Source organism: Nocardia sp. NPDC055321 (genome assembly GCF_053645575.1).
In genome coordinates this window covers 198,125-223,156 of record NZ_JBSHMS010000009.1, presented here as the reverse complement: position 1 = coordinate 223,156, position 25,032 = coordinate 198,125, and the positions used below count along the sequence as shown (strand labels likewise).

General features: G+C 70.3%; 23 protein-coding genes. 8 read left to right on the top strand and 15 right to left on the bottom strand.

The window, feature by feature from the left end:
- Window positions 1–245: 245 nt before the first annotated feature.
- Together ACWIGI_RS16975 and ACWIGI_RS16970 are read right to left on the bottom strand one after the other, a co-directional pair.
- Window positions 246–1,205 (bottom strand): electron transfer flavoprotein subunit alpha/FixB family protein, encoded by a 960-nt coding sequence (locus ACWIGI_RS16975; protein ID WP_454203324.1) that lies wholly within the window; start codon window positions 1,203–1,205, stop codon window positions 246–248.
- 37 nt (window positions 1,206–1,242) lie between these two features.
- On the bottom strand, window positions 1,243–2,028 hold the full coding sequence (locus ACWIGI_RS16970; protein WP_454203323.1) for an electron transfer flavoprotein subunit beta/FixA family protein: 786 nt from the start codon (window positions 2,026–2,028) through the stop codon (window positions 1,243–1,245).
- A gap of 194 nt (window positions 2,029–2,222) precedes the next feature.
- Between ACWIGI_RS16970 and ACWIGI_RS16965 the strand changes: the two genes are divergently transcribed.
- The 4 genes from ACWIGI_RS16965 (at window position 2,223) to ACWIGI_RS16950 (ending at window position 7,080) form a co-directional block, all read left to right on the top strand.
- Window positions 2,223–3,005: a class I SAM-dependent methyltransferase gene (locus ACWIGI_RS16965; RefSeq protein WP_454203322.1), complete on the top strand. Its 783-nt coding sequence runs from the start codon at window positions 2,223–2,225 to the stop codon at window positions 3,003–3,005.
- Between the two features lie 47 nt (window positions 3,006–3,052).
- Window positions 3,053–4,600, top strand: coding sequence for a 1,4-alpha-glucan branching protein domain-containing protein (locus tag ACWIGI_RS16960; RefSeq protein WP_454203321.1), 1,548 nt, complete (start codon window positions 3,053–3,055; stop codon window positions 4,598–4,600).
- Window positions 4,597–5,859, top strand: a complete 1,263-nt coding sequence (locus ACWIGI_RS16955) for a glycosyltransferase family 4 protein (RefSeq protein ID WP_454203320.1) — start codon at window positions 4,597–4,599, stop codon at window positions 5,857–5,859. The genes ACWIGI_RS16960 and ACWIGI_RS16955 overlap by 4 nt, the downstream gene beginning before the upstream one ends.
- A 69-nt stretch (window positions 5,860–5,928) precedes the next feature.
- Window positions 5,929–7,080, top strand: a complete 1,152-nt coding sequence (locus ACWIGI_RS16950; protein WP_454203319.1) for a serine hydrolase domain-containing protein — start codon at window positions 5,929–5,931, stop codon at window positions 7,078–7,080.
- 150 nt (window positions 7,081–7,230) lie between these two features.
- Here ACWIGI_RS16950 and ACWIGI_RS16945 read toward each other — a convergent pair whose 3' ends face one another.
- The 4 genes from ACWIGI_RS16945 to ACWIGI_RS16930 all read right to left on the bottom strand — a co-directional run bounded on the left by ACWIGI_RS16945 (window position 7,231) and on the right by ACWIGI_RS16930 (window position 12,746).
- Complete coding sequence (locus tag ACWIGI_RS16945; RefSeq protein ID WP_454203318.1) at window positions 7,231–9,633, bottom strand: NACHT domain-containing protein; 2,403 nt, start codon at window positions 9,631–9,633, stop codon at window positions 7,231–7,233.
- 95 nt (window positions 9,634–9,728) lie between these two features.
- On the bottom strand, window positions 9,729–10,274 hold the full coding sequence (locus tag ACWIGI_RS16940; protein WP_454203317.1) for a DUF1697 domain-containing protein: 546 nt from the start codon (window positions 10,272–10,274) through the stop codon (window positions 9,729–9,731).
- Between the two features lie 80 nt (window positions 10,275–10,354).
- The gene (locus ACWIGI_RS16935; RefSeq protein WP_454203316.1) at window positions 10,355–11,101 is read right to left on the bottom strand and encodes an acyltransferase; all 747 of its coding nucleotides are present in this window, start codon (window positions 11,099–11,101) and stop codon (window positions 10,355–10,357) included.
- 100 nt (window positions 11,102–11,201) lie between these two features.
- Window positions 11,202–12,746, bottom strand: a complete 1,545-nt coding sequence (locus ACWIGI_RS16930) for a multicopper oxidase domain-containing protein (protein WP_454203315.1) — start codon at window positions 12,744–12,746, stop codon at window positions 11,202–11,204.
- Between the two features lie 229 nt (window positions 12,747–12,975).
- Between ACWIGI_RS16930 and ACWIGI_RS16925 the strand changes: the two genes are divergently transcribed.
- The 3 genes from ACWIGI_RS16925 (at window position 12,976) to ACWIGI_RS16915 (ending at window position 16,565) form a co-directional block, all read left to right on the top strand.
- A complete protein-coding gene (locus ACWIGI_RS16925; RefSeq protein WP_454203412.1) occupies window positions 12,976–14,331 on the top strand; it encodes a sensor histidine kinase in 1,356 nt (451 codons plus the stop codon).
- 91 nt (window positions 14,332–14,422) lie between these two features.
- Window positions 14,423–15,073: a response regulator gene (locus ACWIGI_RS16920; protein ID WP_454203314.1), complete on the top strand. Its 651-nt coding sequence runs from the start codon at window positions 14,423–14,425 to the stop codon at window positions 15,071–15,073.
- A gap of 115 nt (window positions 15,074–15,188) precedes the next feature.
- Complete coding sequence (locus ACWIGI_RS16915) at window positions 15,189–16,565, top strand: outer membrane protein assembly factor BamB family protein (protein WP_454203313.1); 1,377 nt, start codon at window positions 15,189–15,191, stop codon at window positions 16,563–16,565.
- Between the two features lie 140 nt (window positions 16,566–16,705).
- Here ACWIGI_RS16915 and ACWIGI_RS16910 read toward each other — a convergent pair whose 3' ends face one another.
- Complete coding sequence (locus ACWIGI_RS16910) at window positions 16,706–17,140, bottom strand: MarR family winged helix-turn-helix transcriptional regulator (protein WP_454203411.1); 435 nt, start codon at window positions 17,138–17,140, stop codon at window positions 16,706–16,708.
- A gap of 115 nt (window positions 17,141–17,255) precedes the next feature.
- Between ACWIGI_RS16910 and ACWIGI_RS16905 the strand changes: the two genes are divergently transcribed.
- The gene (locus ACWIGI_RS16905; protein WP_454203312.1) at window positions 17,256–18,260 is read left to right on the top strand and encodes an SMP-30/gluconolactonase/LRE family protein; all 1,005 of its coding nucleotides are present in this window, start codon (window positions 17,256–17,258) and stop codon (window positions 18,258–18,260) included.
- A 66-nt stretch (window positions 18,261–18,326) separates the two neighbouring features.
- Here the strand turns inward: ACWIGI_RS16905 and ACWIGI_RS16900 are convergent, their stop codons facing one another.
- The 8 genes from ACWIGI_RS16900 to ACWIGI_RS16865 form a co-directional block, all read right to left on the bottom strand.
- Window positions 18,327–19,631, bottom strand: coding sequence for a THUMP-like domain-containing protein (locus ACWIGI_RS16900; protein ID WP_454203311.1), 1,305 nt, complete (start codon window positions 19,629–19,631; stop codon window positions 18,327–18,329).
- 13 nt (window positions 19,632–19,644) lie between these two features.
- The gene (locus ACWIGI_RS16895; RefSeq protein WP_454203310.1) at window positions 19,645–20,622 is read right to left on the bottom strand and encodes a class I SAM-dependent methyltransferase; all 978 of its coding nucleotides are present in this window, start codon (window positions 20,620–20,622) and stop codon (window positions 19,645–19,647) included.
- 36 nt (window positions 20,623–20,658) lie between these two features.
- On the bottom strand, window positions 20,659–21,426 hold the full coding sequence (locus ACWIGI_RS16890; protein ID WP_454203309.1) for an enoyl-CoA hydratase-related protein: 768 nt from the start codon (window positions 21,424–21,426) through the stop codon (window positions 20,659–20,661).
- A 123-nt stretch (window positions 21,427–21,549) separates the two neighbouring features.
- Entirely contained in the window at window positions 21,550–22,392 is an 843-nt protein-coding gene (locus ACWIGI_RS16885; protein WP_454203410.1) for an NUDIX hydrolase, read from the bottom strand.
- Between the two features lie 90 nt (window positions 22,393–22,482).
- Window positions 22,483–22,914 carry a MoaF-related domain-containing protein gene (locus tag ACWIGI_RS16880; protein WP_454203308.1) on the bottom strand — a complete coding sequence of 144 codons (432 nt, stop codon included), beginning with the start codon at window positions 22,912–22,914 and terminating at the stop codon, window positions 22,483–22,485.
- 245 nt (window positions 22,915–23,159) lie between these two features.
- Window positions 23,160–23,993, bottom strand: a complete 834-nt coding sequence (locus ACWIGI_RS16875; protein WP_454203307.1) for an ABC transporter ATP-binding protein — start codon at window positions 23,991–23,993, stop codon at window positions 23,160–23,162.
- A 6-nt stretch (window positions 23,994–23,999) separates the two neighbouring features.
- Window positions 24,000–24,152 carry a hypothetical protein gene (locus ACWIGI_RS16870; protein WP_454203306.1) on the bottom strand — a complete coding sequence of 51 codons (153 nt, stop codon included), beginning with the start codon at window positions 24,150–24,152 and terminating at the stop codon, window positions 24,000–24,002.
- A 118-nt stretch (window positions 24,153–24,270) separates the two neighbouring features.
- Window positions 24,271–25,023: a peptidyl-tRNA hydrolase gene (locus ACWIGI_RS16865; RefSeq protein ID WP_454203305.1), complete on the bottom strand. Its 753-nt coding sequence runs from the start codon at window positions 25,021–25,023 to the stop codon at window positions 24,271–24,273.
- Window positions 25,024–25,032: the final 9 nt, after the last annotated feature.

Below are 25,032 nucleotides of genomic sequence, written 5' to 3'. Positions count from 1 at the left end.
TATGCTGTAGCATTCTCCGCGCCTCGCGCCCCCAATTCCTGGGGCACCGCCGCCCCGGAAGCGCCTGGCGCGCAACGGCCTCCGCCGGCCGAGACACATCCCTCCCCCGCCGCCCAGTCGACGGCGGCTTCCACGCCCTTTGCCCGGGGCAGCCTCCCCTTCAACGACGATGACCCCCGACCGTTTCCGGCCGGGGGTCATCGAATCAGCTTGTGCCCGAAGGGGCATCAGCTACCGCGTCAGCGTCAGCCCTTGTGAGCCTTCACAGCCTCGGTGAGCTGCGGCGCCACGTTGAACAGGTCGCCGACGATGCCGTAGTCGCTGATCTCGAAGATCGGAGCTTCCTCGTCCTTGTTGACAGCGACGATGGTCTTCGAGGTCTGCATGCCCGCGCGGTGCTGGATCGCGCCGGAGATACCCAGGGCGATGTACAGCTGCGGGGAGACCGTCTTACCGGTCTGACCGACCTGGAACTGGCCCGGGTAGTAGCCGGAGTCGACCGCGGCGCGGGAAGCGCCGACGGCGGCACCGAGGGAATCGGCCAGCGGCTCGACGACCTTGCCGAAGTTGTCGGCCGAGCCGACGCCACGACCACCGGAGACCACGATCGCGGCCTCGGTCAGCTCGGGACGATCGCCACCGGCGACCGGCTCCCGCGAGACGACCTTGGTGACGCCCTCTTCCTGGGCGGGGATCTCGACGGCGACCTTCTCGCCGGCGCCGGCCTGCGGAGCGGCCTCGACGGCGCCCGGGCGGATCGAGATGACCGGGACGTCACCGGTGGCCTTGGCGGTCACGGTGAACGCGCCACCGAAGATCGAGTGCACGGCGGTGCCGTCGGCGTCGACCGAGATGACGTCCACGAGCAGGCCGGAGCCGATGCGCGCGGCCAGACGGCCCGAGATCTCCTTGCCGTCCGCGGTGGCGGCGACCAGGATCGCGGCCGGGGCGGCCGACTCGGACAGACCGGCGAGCACGTCGACCTTCGGGGTCACCAGGAAGCCGTCGGCATCCTCGGACTCGGCGACGTAGATCTTCTCGGCGCCCGCGGCAATCAGGGCGTCGGCCAGCTTGTCGGCGGTGCCGGGGGCGGCGACGACGACGGCGGCCGGGGTGCCCAGGGTGCGGGCGGCGGTGATGAGCTCGGAGGTGACCTTCTTGGGCGCACCTTCGGCGTGCTCCACGAGCACGAGTACTTCTGCCATTTGTCTTTCTCCTGAAGTTGGTTCGGCTCGGGGGGCTTTAGATGATCTTCTGACCAACGAGGTAGGTGGCGATCTGCTGGCCGCCCTCACCCTCGTCGACGATCTTCTCGCCCGCCGTGCGCGCCGGCTTCGGGGTCACACCGGTCACCTGGGTGCCGGCGTTCGCAACGCCCACGGTCTCCGGGTCAACGCCCAGATCGGCCAGGGTGAAGGTCTGAACTTCCTTCTTCTTCGCGGCCATGATGCCCTTGAAGGAGGGGAAGCGGGGCTCGTTGATCTTCTCGGTGACCGAGACGATGGCCGGGAGACCGGCCTCGAGCTTGAACACGCCCTCGTCGGTCTCGCGCTCGCCGGAGATGCGGTCGCCGTCGACGGTGAGCTTGCGCAGGTGGGTCAGCTGCGGCAGGCCGAGGTACTCGGCGATGATCGCGGGGACCGCACCGGCGCGGCCGTCGGTCGCCTCGTTGCCGGCGATGACCAGCTCGACGCCCTCGATCTGGCCGAGAGCGGCGGCCAGGACGTAGGAGGTCTGCACGGCGTCCGAGCCGTGGATGGCGTCATCCTGAATATGGATGGCCTTGTCGGCGCCCATGGACAGCGCCTTGCGGATGGCATCGGTGGCACGGGCCGGGCCCATGGCCAGCACGGTGACCTCGCCGCCCTGGGCCTCCTTGATCAGCAGCGCCTCTTCGACGGCGCGCTCGTTGATCTCATCGAGGATGGCGTCGGCGGCTTCGCGATCGAGGGTGTAGTCACCGTCGGTCAGCTTGCGCTCGGACCAGGTGTCAGGAACCTGCTTGATCAGTACGACGATGTTTGGCATGGGTCTTCGTCGACCTCCTGTTCTGGGTGGCACGGGTGTGGCGGTCGCACGATCTGGTTGTCCGTACGTCCACAGGTAGCTCGGCCAGGAGATTACCCTACGTTAAGTTACTCGCGGGTAACTTAGGCTGTGATGTTTCTCCACCACCGGATCCGGGTGCCGCTGTGATATGGACAACCGCTAACGTCGGACCCATGAGCGAGGCCGTGATACCCACCGAAAACCACACCGATCCCCTGCCTTTGACCGGTGAGCGGACGGTGCCCGGCATCGCCGAGGAAAACTACTGGTTCCGCCGCCACGAGATCGCCTACGTGCGTTTGCTCGAGCGTTGCGCGGGCAAGACCGTGCTCGAGGCCGGCTCGGGAGAAGGCTACGGCGCCAATATGATCGCCGGGGTTGCCGAGCGTGTGATCGGCCTCGACTACGACGACCAGGCGGTCGCGCACGTGCGCGCCAAGTACCCGGCGGTGGAGATGATCCAGGGCAACCTGGCCGACCTGCCGCTCGAGGACGAGTCGGTCGACATCGTGGTGAATTTTCAAGTCATCGAACATCTTTGGGATCAGTCACAATTCGTTCGCGAATGCCTGCGGGTGCTCAAGCCCGGCGGCAAGCTGCTGATCAGCACGCCCAACCGGATCACCTTCTCCCCCGGCCGCGACACCCCGCTCAACCCCTTCCACACCCGCGAACTCAACGCCGCCGAACTCACCGAACTCTGCGTCGAGGCCGGTTTCCGGCTCGAGCTGATGGCGGGCGTCTTCCACGGCGCGCCGCTGGTCGCCCTCGACGAGAAGTGGGGCGGGTCGATCATCGACGCGCAGATCGAGCGCGCCCTCGCCGGCGAGCCCTGGCCCGCCGACCTGACCGCGGATGTCGCGGCCGTGCGCACCGACGACTTCGACCTGCTCGCCGATACCGAAAGTGATATCGATGCCAGCCTCGACCTGGTCGCCATCGCGGTGAAGCCGTGAGTTCAACGGAAGGCCGGGCCGTGTCGAACGGGCACTCCGCAAGCTCCGTGCCAGGCCAGTTCACCCTGGTCCTGCACTCGCATCTGCCGTGGCTGGCGCACCACGGGCGCTGGCCCGTCGGCGAGGAGTGGCTGTACCAGTCCTGGGCGGCTTCCTACCTGCCCGTGGCCGAGGTGCTGGGAAAGCTTGCGGCCGAGGGCCGTTCGCATCTGCTGAGCCTGGGCATCACCCCGGTGCTCGCCGCGCAGCTCGACGACCCGCATTCGCTGCTGGGCATGCATCACTGGCTGGGCAACTGGCGGCTGCGTGCCGACGAGGCGTCCATGTCGGGCAACGTCGCGCTCGGCGCGCACGAACATCGCCTGGCCACCGCCGCGCTGGCCGACTTCGAAACCCGCTGGCGGCACGGCGCCTCGCCGGTGTGGCGCGAGCTGATCGACGCCGAGGCCATCGAGTTGCTGGGCGGACCGCTGGCCCACCCGTTCCAGCCGCTGCTGGACGAGCGGCTGCGGGCGTACCAGCTCTCCGAAGGGCTCGCCGACGCGCGACAGCGCTGGGGTCACACGCCCGCGGGCATCTGGGCGCCCGAGTGCGGATTCACCCCCGGCATGGAACGCGGATACGACCGCGCCGGTGTGACGCACTTCATGGTGGACGGGCCCGCGCTGCGCGGCGACACCACCCTCGGCCGCCCGGTGTGGGACTCGGACGTGGTCGCCTTCGGACGCGATCTGCACGTCAGCTATCGCGTCTGGTCGCCGAAATCCGGCTACCCGGGCCACGCCGCCTACCGTGATTTCCATCACTACGATCACGCCACCGGTCTCAAACCGTCCCGCGTCACCGGCAAGACGGTCGCGGGTGCGGACAAGGCTCCCTACGATCCCGAACTCGCCGCCGCGGCGGTCCGCGAACACGTCGCGGACTTCGTGGAAACGGTGCGTGAACGATTGATCTCCGAGTCCGCGCGCATCGGCCGCCCGGCGCTCGTGGTGGCCGCCTTCGACACCGAACTCTTCGGCCACTGGTGGCACGAGGGACCGCAGTGGCTCGAGCAGGTCCTGCGCGCGCTGCCCGAGGCCGGCATCGAGGTCGGCACCCTCGCCGACGCCCGGGCCAAGGGTTTCGTCGGAGAATCGGTGCAGCTCAGCGACTCCTCGTGGGGTTCGGGCAAGGACTGGCGGGTGTGGGCCGGGGATCAGGTCCAGGATCTGGTCGACCTCAACGCGGAGGTGGTGCAGCTGGCGCTGGACACCCTCGACAAGATGCGGGTGGAAACCGGCGCGAGCGCCCCGGAAACGGGCGAAACCGGCCTGCAGGGACTGCGGAACCCGGTCGCCGATCAACTCCTGCGGGAGGCGATCCTGGCGGTCTCGAGCGACTGGGCGTTCATGGTGTCCAAGGACTCCGCCGCGGGGTACGCGCGTGACCGAGCCCATGAACACGCACACGCGGTGCGCGAGATCGCGGCCGCAGTTTCCGGCGGGCAACTCGCCAAAGCGGAGCAATTGGCGGCAGGATGGTACGCGGCCGACGGATTCTTCCCAGCGCTGGACGCGCGCCGGCTCGGCCCCTCCTCAGAAGGACCCCAATGAAGATTTTGATGGTGTCGTGGGAGTACCCACCCGTCGTTGTCGGCGGGCTGGGCCGTCACGTCCATCACCTGGCCACCGAGCTGGCCGCCGCCGGGCACGAGGTCGTGGTGCTGGCTCGTCGCCCGATGGGCACCGACGCCTCCACCCACCCCACCCACACGTTCATCGAGGACGGCGTGCTGGTGGTGGCCGTGGCCGAGGACCCGCCCTGCTTCGACTTCGGCGACGACATGCTGGCCTGGACCCTGGCCATGGGACACGCCATGGTGCGGGCCGGGATCGCGCTCAACAAGCCCGGCATCGGCGAGGGCTGGACCCCCGATGTGGTGCACGCGCACGACTGGCTCGTCGCGCACCCGGGCATCACGCTGGCCGAACACTACGACGTGCCACTGGTTTCCACGATTCACGCCACCGAGGCGGGCCGGCACAGCGGCTGGGTCTCGGGCCGGGTCAACAAGCAGGTGCACTCGGTCGAGTGGTGGCTCGCGCACGACTCCGACGCGCTCATCACCTGTTCGGAATCGATGAAGGACGAGGTCGAGCGGCTGTACCGGCCCGAGCGCGCACCGGTCACGGTGATCCGCAACGGCATCGACGTGAGCTCCTGGACCTTCCGCGAACGCGCGCCGCGGTCGGGACCGCCGCGCCTGCTGTACGTGGGCCGGCTCGAATACGAGAAGGGCGTGCAGGACGCGATCGCGGCGCTGCCGCGCATCCGCAAGCAGTACCCGGGCACCACCCTGACCATCGCCGGCATCGGCACCCAGTTCGACTGGCTGCGTGAGCGCGCCCGCGCCGCGCGGGTCGCGCGCGCGGTGAACTTTGTCGGCCGCCTCGATCACGCGGATCTGCTGGGCTGGCTGCACGGGGCCGACGCCATCGTGCTGCCCAGCCGCTACGAGCCGTTCGGCATCGTGGCGCTCGAGGCCGCCGCCGCGGGCACCCCGCTGGTGACCTCGACCGCCGGTGGACTCGGCGATCTGGTGACCGACGGCGTCACCGGCGCGTCCTTCGAGCCCGCAGATGTCAACGGCGTCGTGGACGCGGTGTGCTCGGTGCTGGACGACCCTGCCGCCGCGCAGGATCGGGCCTGGGCCGCGCGCGAACGCCTCACCGCCGATTTCGCGTGGGACGTGGTCGCGCAGGAGACCGCGCTGGTGTACCAGTCGGCCAAGCGCGGCGTCCGCAACCCGCTCGGGCGGCCGGAGATCTCCGAACGGCCACTGCCGGAACGGGATCCGAACCAGCCGTACTGAGCGCGGCTGGTTCGTGCGGGTTCGCGGGAGACCCTTCTGCCGTGAACTAGAACGTGTTCTAATTCACTCATGGGTGGAAACGTCAGCGGCTTCGCGGATCCGAGATTCCGGGCCGTGCGCGAGATCTTCGAGGAGAGTTTCGCGGACGGGCAGAACCTGGGCGCGGGCCTCACGGTGTACGCGGACGCGCGGCTGGTGGTGGATCTTTGGGGCGGCGTCGCCGATTCGCGCACGGGACGCGCGTGGGAGCAGCACACCCCGTGCCCGACCTTCTCGTGCACGAAGGCCGTGACCGCGACCGCCGCACTGCAGGTCGCGGCGCAGCACGGGGTCGATCTGTACGCGCCGGTGACGAGCTGGTGGCCCGAATACGGCTGTGCCGGAAAGGAAGCCACCACCACGGCGGACCTGCTCTCGCACCGGGCGGGGCTGCCCGCGTTCGACCGCCCGATCTCGGCGGCGGAGGCGGCCGACCCCGTCCACATGGCGGGGTTGCTCGCCGCGCAGACCCCGGAGTGGGAGCCGGGCACCCGGCACGGTTACCACGCGCAGACCTTCGGCTGGCTCGCGGGCGAACTGGTTCGGCGGCATACGGGTTCGACGGTCGGCGACTACGCTCTGCGCCGTCTGAAGGCCGGGCTGTACATCGGCGCGGACGAAGCCGTCCGCACCGCGGCGGCCCGCACCGAGTTCCCGCCCGCCGACGAGATGGCCTGGAACGACCCCTATCCCATCGACGCGGGCACCGCGGCCCGCATGGCCGCCGCCTTCCGCGATCCCGCCTCGCTGACCGTGCGCGCCACCACCAATCCCCTCGGCCGCTTCAATGATCCCGAGGTCCTGGCGGGCGGATGGCCCGGTGCGGGCCTGGTGACCACCTCCGACACCCTGGCCAGGTTCTATCGAACCCTGGTGCAGGGCAGATATCTGAGCCCGTCCTACCGCCGCGAGGTGACCGCCGAGCAGGTGCGCGGCCCGGACGCGGTGCTGCTGTCGGAGAGCGCTTTCGCCCTGGGTTACATGCTCCCCTGCGAGAACCTCATCCTCCCGAACTCGGTGCCCGAGGGCATATTCGGCCATCCCGGGGCGGGTGGTGGGCTGGCCTTCGCCGATCCCGGCAACCGGCTGAGCTTCGCCTTCATCCCCAATCTCCGCCGCGACTGGATGGCGGGCGACCGCCGCGCGTACAACCTCGTCGAGGCGGTGTACGCGGCACTGTGACGGGCACACGCGGCCACCCGGGCGAGGTGTGCGCCGCCTCCCGAAGCTGTTGATACGCATGGCATCCCACCAGCTTCCGGGATAGGTCGGCGGGTTCCCGGCGCGTGGCAGGGCCGGAGATTCGACCGGCCTGCCGAATGGTCCCGGGCGTCATCCACGATCGGACGGCGGCGGGGCATCCAGGAGCCGGCGGCGAAAGGAATCCTGGCGAAACGTGAAGGTAGTGCCGGTGACTCGGAGCAGGCCCGTTCGGCGGCACCAATCCAGGAACGCGGCGGGATGGGCGGTGAACTCGGAGCCGCGGGCGAATATCAGCCGCGCGCAGCCGTAACGCAGCAGCGCCGCGGTCCAGGGACCGCCGCCGGTGACGACCCACGCGACGAGCAGGAACCAGCCCACCTCGAGGACGGCCAGCGCGCCGGGGTCGGTATGCGTCGGAACGGTTGCGACGAGCCACAATCCGACCGCGAGGAACGGGGTCCAGTACCGAATTCCCGAACGGCGCAGGCGCAGTTCGTCGGGCCGGTGACCGGGTGCCCACTTCCCCAGCGCGACCACCAGCAGGGTCAGGGCTGCGCACAGGAACGCTGTGGGACACCAGATTCGAGCACCTTGCAACGGAGCCCAGAGCAGAGCGCGGCGTTCGTTGACATCGACGATCTGCAGTATCGGCAGCAGCCGTTCGCAGAGCACGAACGCACCGAACACCAGCCCCGCTGCCGCCACCTGCGCCGATATTGTCTGCGCGGCGGAAGGTCCCGGTGCACGGCGCGCGACGGCCTGCCAGCAGGCGAGGACGCTGGCGATCACCAGCGTGAGCACGAACGGCAGCTCGAAACCCTGCGCCCCCGCGGCGGCCGACGGCGGAATCAAGGCCAGCAGACCGAGGGACACCGTCGCGCCCACCAGACCAGCCGCCAGGCCGATCTCGGCCCAGCGGGCCGGTAGCACGGTGCGGTAGCGCGGCTCGGCCGACCACGGCCGCACGGCCGCGATCATGCCGCCCACCGCGGCGATACCCCACCACGCTCCGATGGACCATGGTTCCTGCGCCCGCAGGAACATCGTGGTGGCGGCGTAGCTCTCCCCGCCCAGGACCACCCGCACCAGCGGGCCGGTGAGCAGCGAATAGCCCTGGAGCACAAGCACACCCAGCATCGCGAACACGATCGCGTGCAGCACCCGGCACCGTGCGCCCGCCATGCGCCAGATCTCCCCCAGCGCGATGGTCCCGGCGGCGTGTCCCGGTGTACCGTGCCGCGCGAGGGTGCGCAGCCAGGCGTGCACCTGCGCTGAGGAATACCTGGGCTTGCCCGCCCTGCGGGTCGGCGGCTCACCCGCCACCGCCGTGTCGATGAGCGACGCGAACAACAGCGCGTCCACCGCGTCGGCGTCCGCGCACCCGGCCAGCAGCTCGGCCGCGGCGCGCCCGCCCACGCGCAGCAGGTGCACCGCCGGCGTGAGCCGCCCGGGTGAACCCAGCGCCCCGGCGAGCACGCCGCGCGGCCGCCCCGCCAGCTGCTCGAAGACCGGATCCCACTGCGCCGGATCACCGTTGGTCAGCGCACAGCACCGCCGCAGTTGCGCCTCGATCTCGACGACTCGCAATTCCCGCAGCTCCGCCACCGGCATGGCGAACGCCGATCCGCCGCCGGCCCGATACTCCGCGCGCCGGCACAACACCACCAGTGGCCTTCCCCGCCACCGCGGTTCGTTGATCCGCTCCAGCGCCCGCGCCGGCCCGCCTCGGACCCGCCCCGGATCGTCCAAGCGCCCCGCACCGCCCGCGGCGTCGAGGGCACCCGCACCGCCCATATGGTCCGCCGCGCCTGGAGTTCCCGCCGCGTCCGACGCCCCCGTGGCGGCAACGGATTCCGGCCCGCCCGCCGCGCTCTCCGCGCTTACGGCGCCCGCACCTCCCTCGGCGTCGGGATCGGTGGCGATGGATCCGGCGGATTTCGGCGCGGCGAAAGGTGTTGGCGCGGCCGGGATCTCGTCCAACCCGTCGAGGACGGGCAGGATCAGGTCGGCGGCCAGCAGCTCGGCGGCGACCCGGCCGTGCAGCCGGTGATCGGCGACCAGGCGGCGGACCAGGAACCAGGTGAGCGACTCATGCTCGGGATCCCAGCTCGAGGCGTCCACCCGCACCGGCACGGGGGCGGTCCGGTCGGCGTCGGCGGTCCGCCGGGCCAGGAGCTGCAGGACCAGATGGGCCGCGGCGACCGTCTTTCCGGAACCGGGATCACCCAGGACCAGCAGCCGCCCCGCCGGCGACTCCGCGAGATATCCGCCCAGGTCGGTGATCCGGTCCGGGCCGGAGAGGTCGCCGTGCCGGGCGGTGATTCGCAGGGTGCGGGGAATCTCCTCGCCCGCTGTCACGCCCAGGTGGTCGAGGCGGGAACGTTCCCGGCGCCGCACCCCTTCGGCGAGTTCTTCCGCGTGCGCCCGCAGCGCCGGTAGCGAGACGTCGGGACGGATACGGAGGTACACGCCGCGGACGCCCGCGCCCAGAGCCGGTGCGGCGGCGCGGGCCAATGCTGTCTCGACTGTCACCGAACGAACCCCCTCGTGTCGGAATCGATCTCCCTACACGCATCGTCCGAGGTGAGTGCCGTGCAACGGGTCGCGGCGAACCCGGCGCGGCGCGCTCAGGATTCGAGTTTCTTCAGGGTGCGCTCGACCGTCAGGAAGGTGCGGGTGGTGATGTCCTTGCCGTAGGTCTTCTCCAGCCACGCCATGAAGGTGGTGGTGCGGGGGTCGCTGTTGTCGACGATCGTGAGGATCGCGGCGGCGGGCCTGTCGTAGCGGACCACGGTCACGGCCTCGGCCAGGGTGTCCGACGGCTGCGCGGGCGGGCCCGCCTCGGGGTCCTTGACGAAGGTGACCGTCAGATACGTTTCGCGGCAGTGGGTCAGGCCGGGGAAGGGATCGGTGTCCACCAGCTCGCGGAGTTGTTCGCGACTGCGGATCAGCGTGCCGCCGCCGATCCCGAGCTGGGCCTGCAGCGCGTGCTGGATGCGGTCCTCGAGGGCCGGAACATCGGTCTCGGGGCTGTCGAAGTACACGTTGCCGCTGGTCAGCAGCGAGCCCACCCGCTCGAAACCCAGGCCCTCGAATACGCCGCGCAGCCTCTCGTTCTTCATGTTCGGGTTGGTGGGCATGATCCCGCGCAGGAACGCGGCGTAGCGATTCATGGCCCGAACCTACCCACTGGATACGACAGTGGCCGGGCCACCGGGCCCGGCCACCGCCGCGTGTTCGTCGCGAGTCGCGGTCAGGACGCGGTGACGCCGTTCTTCTTGCGCTCGATGTCGGCCAGCGCGGCCATGTGCGCCGCGCGCGCCTCGGCGGCCGCGTCCCAGGCGTCCTTGCGGTTCTTCACGACCCGGGCGGGTGCGCCGACGGCGATGCCGAAGTCCGGGATGTCGCCTTTGACCACCGCGTGCGCGCCGAGCACACAGCCGCGGCCGACGCGCGTACTGCGCAGCACGGTCACCTTGGCGGCGATCCAGGTGTCGGGGCCGATGCGCACCGGGGACTTCACGATGCCCTGATCCTTGATCGGCATGTTGATGTCGTCGACGACATGGTCGAAGTCGCAGATGTAGCACCAGTCCGCGACGAGGGTGGATTCGCCGATCTCGATATCGAGGTAGGTGTTGACGACATTGTCCTTGCCGAACACCACCTTGTCGCCGATGCGCAGCGAACCCTCGTGGCAGCGAATGGCGTTGCCGTCACCGATGTGCACCCATTTGCCGATTTCCAGGCGGGCGAGTTCGGGGGTGGCGTGCACCTCGATATTGCGGCCCAGGAACACCATGCCGCGCAGGATGATGTGCGGGTTGGCGGCCTTGAACTTGAAGAGCCGGTAGTACCGCACCAGGTACCAGGGGGTGTAGGCGCGATTGGCGAGCATCCACTTGAACGAGGCCACCGTCAGGAATCGGGCCTGCTCGGGATCGCGCCGCCGCGACCCGGCCCAACGCGTGCGCAACGGTGCGCCCCACATGCTCGTCACGAACTGCTCCCTGTGTCTCTGGGCGGGTCCACGGCTTGGCCGGGCATTCTGACCTCACACCTTACAAGCCGCCGGACGGCTGTCTCGCGGGTCGTCCGGATCAGCCGTGACCGCCGTGGCCCGCGCCCGGCGCGCCCATGCCGGGCATATCCGCCATTCCAGGCATGTCGTCCATTACCAGGGGTGCGGGTCGCTGCCCCGGGGCCAGGACCAGGAATTGGCCCATCATGCCTTTGTCCTCGTGCATGAGCAGGTGGCAGTGGAACATGTACGGATAGACGGGGTCGCTGTGGCCGGTGAAGCGCATGGCCAGGGTGTAGGTGACGCCGGGGGTGGTGTAGACGGTGTCCTTCCAGCCGGACAGTTCCGGCGGCGGGGTGCGGCCGTCGATATCGGTGATCTGGAATTGCACGTCGTGGACGTGGAAATTGTGCGGCCAATTGTCATTGTTGACCACGGTCCAGACTTCGGTGGAGTCCACCGGGATGGTCATATCGATGCGGTTCATGTCCATCCGCTGGTTGTTGATCATGAACCATTTCAGTTCGAAATGGCGGGTGGCCGCGCTGCCCGCGGGAACGAGCGGCGCGATCACGGCCAGCGAATCGGGCAGCGCCGGTACGGACTTCGGCACACCGATCGGGCGCAGGCGCAGGATGTCGAAGGTGTCGTCGAAGCCGAAGGCGGCGGGACGGTCCACCCCGGCGCGCTGCTGGATCGGGAGCGAGCGCAGGGTGACCGGATCGCCGCCGGTGAACTCGACGAGCAACTCCACGCGTTCGCCCGGACTGATCTGCACCGAGCGCAGCGGCACCGGCGCGGCGAGCAGGCCGCCGTCGGTGGCGACGAGCCGGAACTCACGATCATCGGACAGGGCGAGGCGATAGATCCGCCCCGACGAACCGTTCAGCACGCGCAGGCGCAGGCGCCGGGTGGTCACGTCCAGGTGCGCTCCCGCGATGCCGTTGGTGACGATGACGTTCCCGAGCAGACCCGCGTCACCGGAATCGGATTCGTCCAGCGCGCCGTCGGCGGTGAAGCGACGATCCTGGATGACCAGCGGAATATCGTCCACCCCATAGTCTTTCGGCAGTCCGGGAATCTCGGCCGCGTCGTCGAGGAAGAAGAACCCGGACAACCCGCGATAGACGTGCTTCTCGGTGGAGCCGTGCGGATGCGGGTGGTACCAGAGCGTGGCGGCCGGCTGATCCACGGTCCAGCTCGGCTGCCAGGTACCGCCCGCGGCGATCGTCTGGTGCGGCCCGCCGTCGCAGCTCGCCGGGACGTGCATACCGTGCCAGTGCACGGTGGTCGGCTCCGGCAGCTCGTTGCGGATATCGAAGGCGACGGTCTCCCCGCGGCGCGCACGCAGCGTCGGCCCCAGCACCGAGCCGTTGTATCCCCAGGTGGGCGTGGACTTTCCGGGCAGCATCTCGGTCGTGCCCGGCGCGGCGCGCAGGGTGAAGCGGCGGACTCCGTCGGGGCCGACGGCCGAATCCGCCAGCGGCGGGACGGGCAGCGGGCGGGTCGAACCCGCCGGGCCCGCCGCACCGGACGATCCATCGCGACCGGCGCACCCGGCCGTCAGGGCCATCGAGGCCACGGCGAATCCGGTGAGAAAGCCTCGTCTCGAGACCACGACCAACTCCTACTCGTCCACCGGCGATCGACTGTCGCCGAGCTGCCTCCAGCATCGATTGCCCGGGGGTAACCGCGACTCCTGCGCGAGGCCGGATCCCTCCCGCGCACGCCTCCTCCCCACGACCCTTGTGGCGGTCGCGCAAACGTGCTAACCAGCGCTTTCGACGGCGTTTCCCCCGAGCCTCGGCCGCATGCCACCGCACCCGGTCCCCTACGGTGGGGGCGTGAGCGAGATGTGGTCCCGATGGCACCCGGAGACAGCCGTGCGCTGGCTGCCGGTGGTGCTGGTCCCACTGCTGCTGGCGGCGAGCACGTTCCCCGGGCAGTACCGGGTGCCGTGGGTTTACTGGGTGTTGTCCATGGCCGCGAGCGTGCTATTCGCGCTCGGCGCGCGGTGGCCCTTGGCGGTGTCGCTGCTGCTGGCGGCGCTGGCCGTGCCGATGTTCCGGATTCCGGCGTGGGGGCTGTCGGGACTGGTGCCGTTCCTGGGCGCGGTCGCGCTGGTCGACGTGATTCGCCGGACCCCGCGCAACGGCCCGGTGCTGCTCGCGATCGCGGGCTGGACGACGGCGGTGGTGATCGGGCGCGGCGCCACCCATGATCCGGGCGTCTCGCGCGCCACCCTCCTGCTCGAGGTCGGCACCTACGTCGGGCTGCCGGTGCTGCTCGGGCTTTATCTGCGCGGGCAACGAGAGTTGGCCGCCACCCTGCGATTACGCGCCGCCGAGGCCGAGATGCGCCGCGCCGACGCCGAGCAGCGCACGCGCTCGGCCGAACGCGAGGCCCTCGCCCGCGAACTGCACGACCTCGTCGCCCATCACATGGCCTCGATCGTGCTGCGCATCGGAGTCGCGCGGCACGTGCTCGCCGACGCGGGGGCGAACACGCCGGATTCGCGGACGCACCCGGACGGCTCCACGCAAGCCCATGGCGCGGCCGAGCTCGTGATGCCCGAATCCGAAGCGGTCGAACCGCATTCGAGCGCGGGGCCGAGCGCCTCCGACCGGAGTCGCCCCGGGTCCGGATTGCCCGCCGTGCTCGACGATGTGCACGGCACCGCCGCCGCCGCGCTCGCCGACATCCGCCGGCTGCTGACCGCCCTGCGCGATCCGGCGCTGGGCGAGGTCGCGCTGGTGGATGCCGAGGCGGTGCGGACCGAGGTCGAGGCCGCGGCCGAGCGGGTGCGAGCCGCCGGCTTCGACGTGCGCGCCGAGATCCGCGCGAACGTGGCGGGATTGGACGCCATCGGGCGGCTCACCCTGCTGCGGCTGGTCCAGGAATCTCTCACCAACGTCATGAAGCACGCCGATCCCGCTCGGCCGGTGCTGCTCACGGTCGACGACGCCGACGGGGGTATCGCGCTCACCGTGCGCAGCGGCCGTCCCGAGCGCCAGGTGAATACCGCCGCCGGGCACGGCATCATCGGCATGCGCGAACGGGTGGAACTCGCGGGCGGGCGGCTCGCCATCGACGACGTGGACTCGGCGAAGGCCGACCACGGTGGACGCGAGCACCGATTCCCCGTCGAGGCCGAATGGACAGTCCGCGCGTGGCTGCCGAACATTCCGACACAGGAGGCGGGCCGATGACGACCGTGCCGCAGCTGAACGACCCGCGAGGCCGGCCGATGATCACCGTGGCTCTCGCGAACGGCCGGCTCCCGGTGCGCGAGGCGAGCCGATGATCACCGTGCTGCTGGTGGACGACCAGCGCCTGGTGCGCGCCGGGCTGCGCATGCTCATCGAATCCACCGTAGATCTGCGCGTGGTCGGCGAGGCGGCCAACGGCGTGGAGGCGATTCGGCTCACGGCCGAGCTCTCCCCCGATCTCGTCCTCATGGATCTGCGCATGCCCGGACTCGACGGCGTGGCCGCCACCGAACGCATCACCGCGAGTGGCGCGCGGGCGAAGATCCTGGTGCTCACCACCTTCGACGACGACGAGCACCTGTACCCGGCGCTCGCCGCCGGGGCCACCGGATACCTGGTGAAGGACACCGAACCCGGCGACCTGCTGGCCGCCATCCGCCGCACCGCCGAGGGCGACATGCTGTTCTCCCCGCCGCTGCTGCGCCGCCTGGTCGAGCGGGTGGTCACCGCCCGCGAGCCCGCCGAACCCGTTCCCGCGCAGGCGGATCTGACCCCGCGCGAACGCGAGGTGCTGACCCTGGTCGGGGCGGGGCACAGCAATCAGGAGATAGCGGACGCGCTGCATCTGGGTGTGACCACCGTCAAGACCCATGTCGCCAATCTGATGGACAAGACCGGCTGCGACAATCGCGTGCGACTGGCGGTGTACGCCTTCCGAACCGCCCGCACACCACCGCGCTAGGCCCTCCGCAAGGGGTATCGATCCCGGCGGTCGGTACCGAAAGTAGGCTGTGCTCCGGTTGCATCAGCCCCACGAGAAACCAGAGACCCCGTACTGGCAGAAGGGACACCAGCAGGTGCGAAACGGCAGGCGGCAGACCGGGCGTGACGAGCGGCGATCGTATTCCGGACTTCGCGTCCCCGATCGCGGCACACCGACCTGGCGCCGGACGGGTCCGCTCGCGCTGGCGGCGGTGAGCGTGCTGACGCTCGGCGCCTGCGGCAGTACGACGGTCGACGACATCCGGGTCGGTCCGGGTGACGGCTGGCCGCTGGCGTTCCACGACGCGCGCAACAGCGCGGCGAGTCCGGTCACCGGTTCGCGGGCACTGACACTGAGCTGGGCGCGGCCCGTGGGCGGGCCGATCGGGGCGCCGGTGACGATCGGGCCGGAGGGGCAGATCTTCGTCACCACCCGCACCTCCTCCTGCAACATCTTCTCCTTCCTCATGCCGACCGGGCGCAAGCGGTTCTGCAATCCCATGGGCCCCAGCGCGATCTACGGCGGCACCGCCGTGGACGGCACCACCAACATCTACGTCGGCGACGACGGCGGGACCTACTCGTTCAACGCGCTGGGCCAGCCGCGCTGGCGCACACCGCAGGCCGGGGTGCCGATCTCGGTGCAGTTCACCGGGGACGGAAATGTGCTGTCGGTGACCCAGTCCGGGCAGATCGACGTGCTCAGCCGGCAGACCGGCGAGCGCCGGGTATCCACCACGCAGTTGCTCGGCGAGCCCGATTTCATGAAGTACCCCAACCTGAATCGGCCGCCGGACGGCGAAGGTCTCGAGGATTGCGCGACCGGCGGCCCGGCCTGCCCGGTCGCCAATGTGTCCGCGGTGGACGAGGAGTCGGGCCGGTTCTTCGTCACGGTGTGGCGGCCCGGCGCGGGTACCGCCGATCTGGTCGCGATGACCTACGACGGCAAGCAGATTCGCCAGGACTGGAGCGCGCAGATGCTGGCCGGCGGCAGCGCCACCAGCCCGACCCTGTCCGCCGACGGCTCCACGGTGTACGTGGGCGACAACAACAATCGCCTGCTCGCGGTGGACACCGCCGACGGTCGCACCAAATGGGCGCAGGATCTCGGCTTCCCGGCCCGCGGCGCCATCTCGGCCGCGGACGGCCTGCTCATCCCCGCCGGTGACGAAGGCCATCTGCTGGCCATTCGCGACAAGGGCGACAGCGCCGAGATCGCCTGGGAGCGTAAGGATCTGGCCCTACGCGGTCGGCCCGTCCAGACCGACGGCGGCACCGGCTACACCGTGGCCCCCATCGGCGACGGACTCACCCTGGTGACCTTCGACAGCCGCACCGGCGAGACCGTCGACTCCGACGATCTGCCCGGCGCGCAGGGCGGCACGTCCGGCACGTCGATCGGCGCGGAGGGCGAGGTCGTGGTGGCCACCCGGATCGGCGAGCTGTTCGTCTACAAGCCGGAAGAGAACTAGCGGATCCGCGGCGGACCCGGCGCCGATCCGGCGGACCGGGCCCCGCGACAAGCGCTGTCGATGAATCGATTCGGCCGCCCCCAAAAACTCGGGGCGGCCGACTTCGTTCCGTAGCGCAGGCGAAGCCCTTGCGGCGGTGACTATTCCGGGCGGATCGAATCCAGGCGAGCGGAGGCTCGGTCCAGCAGCGCCATCAGGGTTTCCCGTTCCTCGGCGGTGAATTCCGTTGCGAGGGTGCGTTCGACGTGGATGGCGCGGGCGTCGGCGTCCGCGAGGACTGCCGCACCGGCGGGGGTCAGGCTGGTTTCGAGGATGTTCCGGTGCCAGGCGTGCGGGGTGCGCTCGATCAGGCCGCGCTCGCGCAGGTTGGCCAGGACGGTGTTCATGGTCGGCGGGGTGACACCGCACTCGCGGGCCAGGGCCGCCGCGGAGATCCCCGGGTTGCCGTTCAGCACGAGCAGGGCCGCGTACTGGGGCACGGTCACCCCGGCGGGTTTCACTGCCGGGTTCTTCGCGCCCTGCAGGGCTTGTTCGGCGCGCTTGATGTACGAACCCAGGCGCTCCCCGGCAGGCATCGACGTCACGGGAGCCATCCTATTAGACCCTTCCGAGCATTCGTGTCTTGACGATCATTAGAACTCTAATCTAGGTTCGTCCACGAATAAGTGCGGCTCCACCGGAAGGTCTCCCATGTCCCGCTCGCATCATCTACGCCTTGCTCTTCCCGCCGCAGCGCTGTTGCTGACCCTGGCGGCCTGTTCGAATACCGCGGACTCCGCTTCGGACTCCGGGCCGAGCCCCGCGCCGGTGATCAGCACCGCCTACGAGCTGCCCGGCGAACGCGTGTACCCCGAGGGCATCGCGGTCGACGCCCGCACCGGGGACGTCTACGTCGGCTCCTTCACCACCGGCGCGGTCTACCGGGGAACGCCGGGCACTCCGCGGGCCGAGGTATTCCTGCCCGCCGGCGCCGACGGGCGGCAGACCGCCAACGGCCTGCGCGTGGACGCCGCCGGCCGGCTCTGGGTCACCGATCACACGACGGGCGTCACGGTCTACGACCTCGAAACCCGCGCGCCGATAGCACGTTTCGACGCCGCCACGAACGAGCCGTTCATCAACGATCTGACCGTCACGCCCGACGGCGCGGTCTACCTGACCGACAGCGTGCGGCCGGTGATCTACCGGGTGACCCCCGCCGAGCTCGAGGCCGCGGTCGCCGCGGGCGGGCGCGCCGCCCTCACGGTCTTCACCGACCTGAGCGCCGCCGCGGATCCCGCCACCACCCCGCTGCTCAACGGCATCGTCTCCGATCCGGCGGGCCGGTACCTGCTCACGGTCTGCATGGCCACCGGCAACCTGTACCGGGTCGCGCTGCAGGGCGAGCCCCGCGTCGGCAAGGTCGCGCTGCACGGGGGCGCCATGGTGAACGGCGACGGCCTCGAACTGCGCGGCGACACCCTGTGGGCCGTGCACAACAAGGACGATTCGGTGAGCCGCTGGCAGCTGTCGGCCGACGGCACGAGCGCCGACCTGCGGAATCGGTTCACCGACGAATCCCTGAGCATTCCCACCACGATCGCGCACGCCGGCGACCGCGCGCTGGTGGTCGTCTCCCAATTCGATCGCGGTGGCCCGATGGGCGAAGGCACCCCCGTGGGCCCGTTCCGCGTCGTCGCCGTCGACGGGCTCTGATCACCCGCCGGCATGGCGGGCGGCACGGGCCACCGTGCCGTTCGAAAGGTACTTGCGCGGTGCCGTTTACGACGTGGCGCAGAGGAATACCGTGGCGGTCTTACCGATACGGGTGACGACCAGCGTATGCGGCTGGGAGCCTTTGGGTTTGATGCGGGCACGCAGCTGATCCGGATCGATGTCCACCCCGCGGGTGAGGATCTCGAGCGGGCCGCAGTCCCGCCGGTGCAGTTCGGCGCGCAGCGGCTTCTCCCGGAAGTCCATGCGGTCCAGGATCCGGAACCCGCGCACGCCCTCGGGCACCTTGTCGCCGGTGAGATACGCGATGCGCGGATCCAGTTGCCACAGGCCGTGTTTGGCCGCGTAGTGCCGCACCAGCCCGGCGCGCACGATCGCCCCGTCGGGGTCGACGATCCACTCCCCCGGCGCCCGCTCGGGTATCTCGTCCGGGTCGGCGTCGGTGAGCACCTCGGGGTCCCGGGACGAGGACAGCACGGTCGCACGACGGGTCACCCCGGGCGCGGCCAGCCCCTGCGACCACAGGCACGCTTCGCGCACCGAGCCGTCCAGCGAGGCCACCTCGATCTCGCCCGCCCAGTCGAGTGCGTCGAAATCCAGTCCCGGAGCGCATTTCACGGCCAGATCGCGCCCGGCGTAGGCGGTGAGCAGATCCGGCAGCGGGGGTTGCAGCTTGGCGGGGTCGTGGGTGCGGCGGCCGTCGGCCCGGCGGGCGGGATCGGCGATCACCACCTCGGCGGTGCTACACGGTACGAGCGCATCGGCCTTGGCCAGCAACACATTCGTAAGCGCGGCCCCCGGCGCCCGGCCGTCCGCTCCGGTGCGCGCCGTATCGGAAGGTGTTCGCTCACCGCGGATCTCGGCGGCCGTGCCGGAATGGCGCCGGGCGAGGTCCGGGTGTGAACCGCCGACCACGCCCGGCACACCGAGATTGTGCGCGGCGATGGCCAGCCGGACCTCGTCCAGATCGCTGCCGATGACAGCGGGGCAGACGCGGGCGAGTTCGGCCAATTCCGCACCGATGGAACAGGTTACGTCGTGCACCGTGCGCCCCGCGAGCCGCTGCGCGCGGTGGCGGGCCACCGCGGTCGGCGTGGCCTGCTGCAGGGCGTCGTCGGTGAAGAGCCAGTCCCGCGCCCCGTCGAGTTTGGCGACGGCCCGGCGGCGCAGCCGGACCGTTTCCACCAGGGCCGCGGTGTGCTCGCCGTGCTCGCGCCGCAGCCGTTCGATGTCCCGCAGCAGGGTGGCGGGGGTGAGCGCGAAGGCCGCCACCTCGCTCAGCGCGGCCGTGGCGGCCGCGCTCGCGAGGTAGGCGACGTCGTCGCGCGTGAAAGCGAACCCGCTGGAGCCCACCGGTTCTCGGTGACTACTTGGCGGAGGCGCCGGGCTTCACGCCGGTGATCATGGCGTTGTAGAAGAACTGGCGCGGGACCACGTGCCGCAGCACCTTGTCGTCCAGCCAGCTGAAGCCGAGCCACGCCCGGTACTGGGCCATGCGGTAGCCGACGGTCAGCTTCTCCTCGGGCACGGCGGCTTCGAAGGTGCGCACCGGCCAGCCCCACAGGGCGGCGGCGAACTCTTCGGTCTCGGCCTTGACCTCGACCGCGCCGGCGCTGCGCGCCATGGCCTCGAGATCGGAGGGATCGAAGGTGTGCAGGTCCACGACGGCCTCGAGCGCGGCGGCGCGCGAGGACTCGTCCAGCTCGGACTGCGGGCGCCGCCAGCCGGACAGGAACGGCAGCTTGGTGATCTCGGTGGTCACCTTCCAGGTGACCTGGCCCAGGCGGCGCGCGTAGATGTTGCCGATGGTGGTCGGCTCACCCGCGAACACGAAGCGCCCACCGGGCTTGAGCACGCGCAGGCACTCCTTGAGCGCCAGCTCCACGTCCGGGATGTGGTGCAGCACCGCGTGGCCGACGACCAGGTCGAAGGTGTCGTCGTCGTACGGGATGGTCTCGGCGTCGGCGACGCGGCCGTCCACGTCCAGGCCCAGGTTCTGGCCGTTGCGGGTGGCGACCTTGACCATGCCGGGGGAAAGGTCGGTGACCGATCCCCGCTTGGCCACGCCGCCCTGCATCAGGTTCAGCAGGAAGAAGCCGGTGCCGCAGCCCAGTTCGAGGGCGTGGTCGTAGGGCAGGGGCGCATTCGGGACCACCGCGTCGAAACGCCCGCGCGCGTACTCGATACAACGCTCGTCGTAGGAGATGGACCACTTCTCGTCGTAGGTCTCGGCCTCCCAGTCGTGGTAGAGGACCTGCGCGAGCTTGTTGTCGGAATACGCGGCCTGGACCTCCGCCTCGGTGGCGTGCGGGTTCGGCGCGGGGTCTTCAGGACGAACGGTCATAACAGGGCAGCCTAATGAACGCCCCGGTGGGGGTGCCTATCGGCCCACGAATCCGGCCGCTCCCGGGCCGGATTCCGCATAAGAACGTGTTCCAACCTGCTGATCTTCGGTGCCGAACAGCGCGACCCACTCGGTGCGGGCGCGATCGTGGCCGTGCGTTCCGGCTTCGAAGACGCGCTTGGCCGCGGCGACGGCCAGGGCCGGGCCGCCGGTGTAGCGATCGGCCCAGCGCAGCGCGGCGGCGAACACGTCGTCGGGTGCGACGACCTCGTCGACCAGTCCCAGCGCGGCGGCTTCCTTCGCGTCGACGAACCGGCCGCTGTAGACCAGGTCCTTGGCGTGCGACGGCCCGATGAGCAGGCTCAAGCGGCGGATGCCCGCGAGCGGGATCAGGCCGGCCTTGATCTGCGGCAGGCCCAGCTTCACGTTGTCGCCGATGATGCGGTGATCCGCGCCCAGCGCGAGTTCGAGACCGGCGCCCAGCGCGTAGCCGCTGATGGCCGCCACGGTCGGCTGCGGCAGCCGGGCGAGGCTGTTCAGCCCCGCCTGGAAATCCTTGACCACGGCCTCGGCCTGCGCGGGCGTGAAGGCGGCCAGTTCGGCCATCTCGTCCCCGGCGGAGAACACCCGTTCGTCGCCGTAGACGACCACGGCCGAGATGCTCGCGTCGGCCGCGATCTCCTCGACCGCGCCCGCGACCTCCAGGGCCACCTGCAGATCGATCAGATTCATCGGCGGGCGGGCGATCCGGAGGACGGCAACGCCCTGCGCGACACCCCGGTCCACGGTCACAAATTCGGCCACAGCGCCTCACCCTACTGCCGCCGGGCCACGCACCCCGACACCGCCCGTGGCCCTTTCGTACGGGACGCCACGGGCCGCTGGTCCGGACTTCGCGCCCCGGCCATCGGGGGCGCCGCCGATCGCCTAGTCGGGGCGCTGCGAGCCGCGAATGCGAGCCGACTTCGGCATGGCCGCGAAGTACTGCTCGGCGCGCGGGAAGGCCAGCGCCGGGCTGGCATCGGGGTCGTAGACCGGCATGATCGCCTCGATGGTGCGGGCGGCGGCGAGAATGTCGGCGGTGGTGGCGAATTCGGCCAGATCCACCAGCTGCGTCCAGGTCGGCGGGAGCAGGACGTCCAGGCCCTGCTGCCAGCGCTCGATGGCCTCGGCCGGGGTGCACCAGGTGACCACGTCCGCCTCGGTGGTGGCGCCGTCGGCCAGCTGCCCCTCGGGCAGCACCGCGACGAAGAAGCGGGTGTCGTACCGGCGGGGCTCCACGACGGGGGTGATCCAGTTGTCCCAGGGGCGCAGCAGATCCGCGCGCAGCACCAGGTTCTCACCGGTGAGGAATTCGGCGAAGGACAGCTCGCGGCGTTCGAGTTTGCCGCGCGCCTCGGCGTAGATCGAGGTGTCGGAGACGACGGTGTCGGCGGTCGGTCCGGCCAGCAGCACGCCGCACTCTTCGAAGGTTTCGCGGACCGCGGCGCAGATCAGGGTCTGGGCGCGGGCGACGTCGGTGCCGAAACGAGCGGCCCACCACTGCGCGTCGGGCCCGGCCCAGTCCAGGGACAGCGCGGCGTCGGAGGGGTCGACACCACCGCCCGGGAAGACCGTCATACCGGCGGCGAAGGCCATCGCGGCCACTCGGCGCTGCAGGAACACCTCGGGCCCGCGCGCACCGTCGCGCACCAGCACCACCGTGGACGCGTCCTTCACGGGCGCGGTGGCGGGCTGGGATTCGGGCTGGGCAACTGTCTCACTCACAATTCGCACCCTAACCCCTGCCGGGTGACCGTGACAGAACCTGGTTCGGTCACGCCCGCGGCCGCGGGTTGCCGTTCGGTGAGGTGCGCCGGGTCAATCGGTGAGATGCACCGCCCCGCTGCGGATTTCGAAGGTGAAGGGGGCCGCCGGATCCGGGCGTCGCGCCCAGGTGGCCCGCACCTTGCCGGTGCGGTAGTCCTGCACCTGGCTGATCACGGCGCCGGTGCCGTCCTCGGCCCAGGTCACCAGGAAGATCCCGGAGTCGATGGGCGCGATGGCGACCGGCGCGGTGGTTCTGCGCCCGGTGTCGGCGGCGACGTAGGTGAGGGTGTCGCCCTCGTCGGAATAGGTGGCGGTGCCGCCCGAGCCGCTGTCGTAGGTGAGCTGCACGGTCTTGCCGCGCAGATTCGCGGGCAGGTCGGCCGGTGGTACGCCCTGGGCGGCTTCGGAGGCCGAAACCTTGTGCGGCGGCGCCGGATCGGCGGCACACCCCACGGCGGCGCATGCGATGGCTCCGAGCGCCACCGCACCGAGTCTGCGACCCAACCCCAGCTCCCTCCGTCAGCGGCGGCGGAATACGTCACCGCTCCATGCCGAATATTTGCCAGTAGTGACAAATCATCCACGAGTGCCTAGGTGTAACAGCTCAATTCACCGAACAACGCGTTGGCATATTGTTGCCGACAGTTTGCCCGTCGGCGACGGGAGATGCAATGGCAGCGCGCCGAAGTCGCGGGACCGGACCGCGATACGCCCGCGGCCCGCCGCGCTCACCGAGTTCTGTGCCGCCCGAAGCGCTGCGCGCGGCGCGCGAAATAGCGGCCGTCGATACGATCCAGCGCGATCGACTGACGGAAGGCCGCACTGAGATTCTCGGCGGTCAGCACGTCTTCGAGCAGACCCTGCGACACCACGCTGCCCTCGTTGAGCAGCATCGCGTGGGTGAAGCCCGGCGGGATCTCCTCCACGTGATGGGTGACGAGCACGGTGGCCGGGGCGTCCGGATCCGCGGCCAGGTCCCCCAGCCGCTCCACCAGTTCCTCGCGCCCGCCCAGATCCAGGCCGGCGGCGGGCTCGTCCAGCAGCAGCAGCTCCGGATCGGTCATGAGCGCGCGGGCGATGAGCACCCGCTTGCGCTCGCCCTCGGACAGCGTCCCGTAGGCGCGGTCGGAAAGATGTTCCGCCCCCAGACTTTCCAGAATGTCCACGGCCCGGTCGTTGTCGACCTCGTCGTAGCGTTCGCGCCAGCGGCCCATGACCGCGTAGCCGGCCGAGACCACGAGATCGCCGACCTTCTCATCGCGCGGCACCCGGCTGGCGACCGCGGCCGAGGACAGGCCGATACGGGGACGCAGCTCGTTGAGGTCCACCTTGCCGAGTGTCTCGCCGAGCAACACGGCGCTGCCGGAGGTCGGATACATCTCCGCGGCGGCCATACGCAGGAGCGATGTCTTGCCGGCGCCGTTGGGGCCGAGCACTACCCAGCGTTCATCGAGCTCCACCTGCCAGGTGACTGGCCCGACGAGCGTATGGCCCGAGCGGCGGACGGTGACATCGTTGAAATCGATGAGCAGATCGAGATCCGGTTGCGGCACGGGGTCCATCTTGGCTCACCCGTGCCGGTGATGCTCAACGCGGTGGGAAAACTCGATGCGTGTCACCTTCTTCCACGGCGATTCCGGATGCGAATTCACCGGCGGCGCGCTCGATTTCCGGGCGCCGCGATAGCTCGGCCCCGGAATCGTCGCGACGGCGCGCGTCATCGCGCGTGGATCGGAACATTCGTGCCAGGAGCAGTGCCACCGGAATCGAGAGCACAACCCATGCGGCGAGTATCACCAGCAGTGTCGTCATATCCGTGTTTCCTCCTGCGGAAACTCCTCATCGCCCGCCCGGCACCGCGATGACGGTCATCGAGCCCGGAGCCACCTCGGTGAAGCCGGCGTCGCGGACCGCCACCGCGGTCCCCTCGGTCACCCGTTGCCGCAGCTGCCTCCAGCGGACGGGATCGGCTTCGGCCACGCCGCAGCGGAATCCGCTGTCGGCCCAGTCCTTGGCCGCCCGCACCGGCAGAGCGCCCGCGAGCAGCATGCTCGCGTGCCCGACCTGCGCGGCGGCTTTACCCACTGACATACCCAATTCTGAATCCACCCATAGCCCTGGATACTCGGGAACGATCAATCCGGGTTCATCCGAAGGTAATTCGGTGCCGCCGATCTGCAGGCGCCGGATCCGCGGATCGATGTTCCCGACCGGGCCCGGGACCAGGGCCCGCGCCTGCGCGCCGTCGACTTCGACGGTCACCCCGTCGACCTCCTGCGCGGCGAGCCACTGCGCACCGCGCGCCCGCCGCGCCACCTTGCGAATACGCGACCGCTTCCAGGTGAGGTAGCGCTCCTCCCACTCCCCGCCGGGGCCCACCCGCTCGTCCAGGCACAGCGCCACCACCGCGGCGGCGGCCGCGGCCAGTAGCGCGTTGCGCGCGGGCGGCACGTCCTTGGGGATGTGCAGCACCATTTGCATGGCCTGCACCAGCGCCGGGTCCTGCGGGTCGCCACCGCCGCCGTAGCCGCGCGCGAGCTCCGCGTGCCTGGCCGCGAATCCGGCATCGATCGTGGATCCGACGCTCGACACCGGCATCAC

What these genes read in the sequence shown, in the direction of transcription:
- ACWIGI_RS16975 (WP_454203324.1), bottom strand. Translation starts at nt 1,205, where the DNA reads ATGGCAGAAGTACTCGTGCTCGTGGAGCACGCCGAAGGTGCGCCCAAG.
- ACWIGI_RS16970 (WP_454203323.1), bottom strand. Translation starts at nt 2,028, where the DNA reads ATGCCAAACATCGTCGTACTGATCAAGCAGGTTCCTGACACCTGGTCC.
- ACWIGI_RS16965 (WP_454203322.1), top strand. Translation starts at nt 2,223, where the DNA reads ATGAGCGAGGCCGTGATACCCACCGAAAACCACACCGATCCCCTGCCT.
- ACWIGI_RS16955 (WP_454203320.1), top strand. Translation starts at nt 4,597, where the DNA reads ATGAAGATTTTGATGGTGTCGTGGGAGTACCCACCCGTCGTTGTCGGC.
- ACWIGI_RS16950 (WP_454203319.1), top strand. Translation starts at nt 5,929, where the DNA reads ATGGGTGGAAACGTCAGCGGCTTCGCGGATCCGAGATTCCGGGCCGTG.
- ACWIGI_RS16940 (WP_454203317.1), bottom strand. Translation starts at nt 10,274, where the DNA reads ATGAATCGCTACGCCGCGTTCCTGCGCGGGATCATGCCCACCAACCCG.
- ACWIGI_RS16925 (WP_454203412.1), top strand. Translation starts at nt 12,976, where the DNA reads ATGTGGTCCCGATGGCACCCGGAGACAGCCGTGCGCTGGCTGCCGGTG.
- ACWIGI_RS16920 (WP_454203314.1), top strand. Translation starts at nt 14,423, where the DNA reads ATGATCACCGTGCTGCTGGTGGACGACCAGCGCCTGGTGCGCGCCGGG.
- ACWIGI_RS16910 (WP_454203411.1), bottom strand. Translation starts at nt 17,140, where the DNA reads ATGCCTGCCGGGGAGCGCCTGGGTTCGTACATCAAGCGCGCCGAACAA.
- ACWIGI_RS16905 (WP_454203312.1), top strand. Translation starts at nt 17,256, where the DNA reads ATGTCCCGCTCGCATCATCTACGCCTTGCTCTTCCCGCCGCAGCGCTG.
- ACWIGI_RS16895 (WP_454203310.1), bottom strand. Translation starts at nt 20,622, where the DNA reads ATGACCGTTCGTCCTGAAGACCCCGCGCCGAACCCGCACGCCACCGAG.
- ACWIGI_RS16875 (WP_454203307.1), bottom strand. Translation starts at nt 23,993, where the DNA reads ATGGACCCCGTGCCGCAACCGGATCTCGATCTGCTCATCGATTTCAAC.
- ACWIGI_RS16870 (WP_454203306.1), bottom strand. Translation starts at nt 24,152, where the DNA reads ATGACGCGCGCCGTCGCGACGATTCCGGGGCCGAGCTATCGCGGCGCC.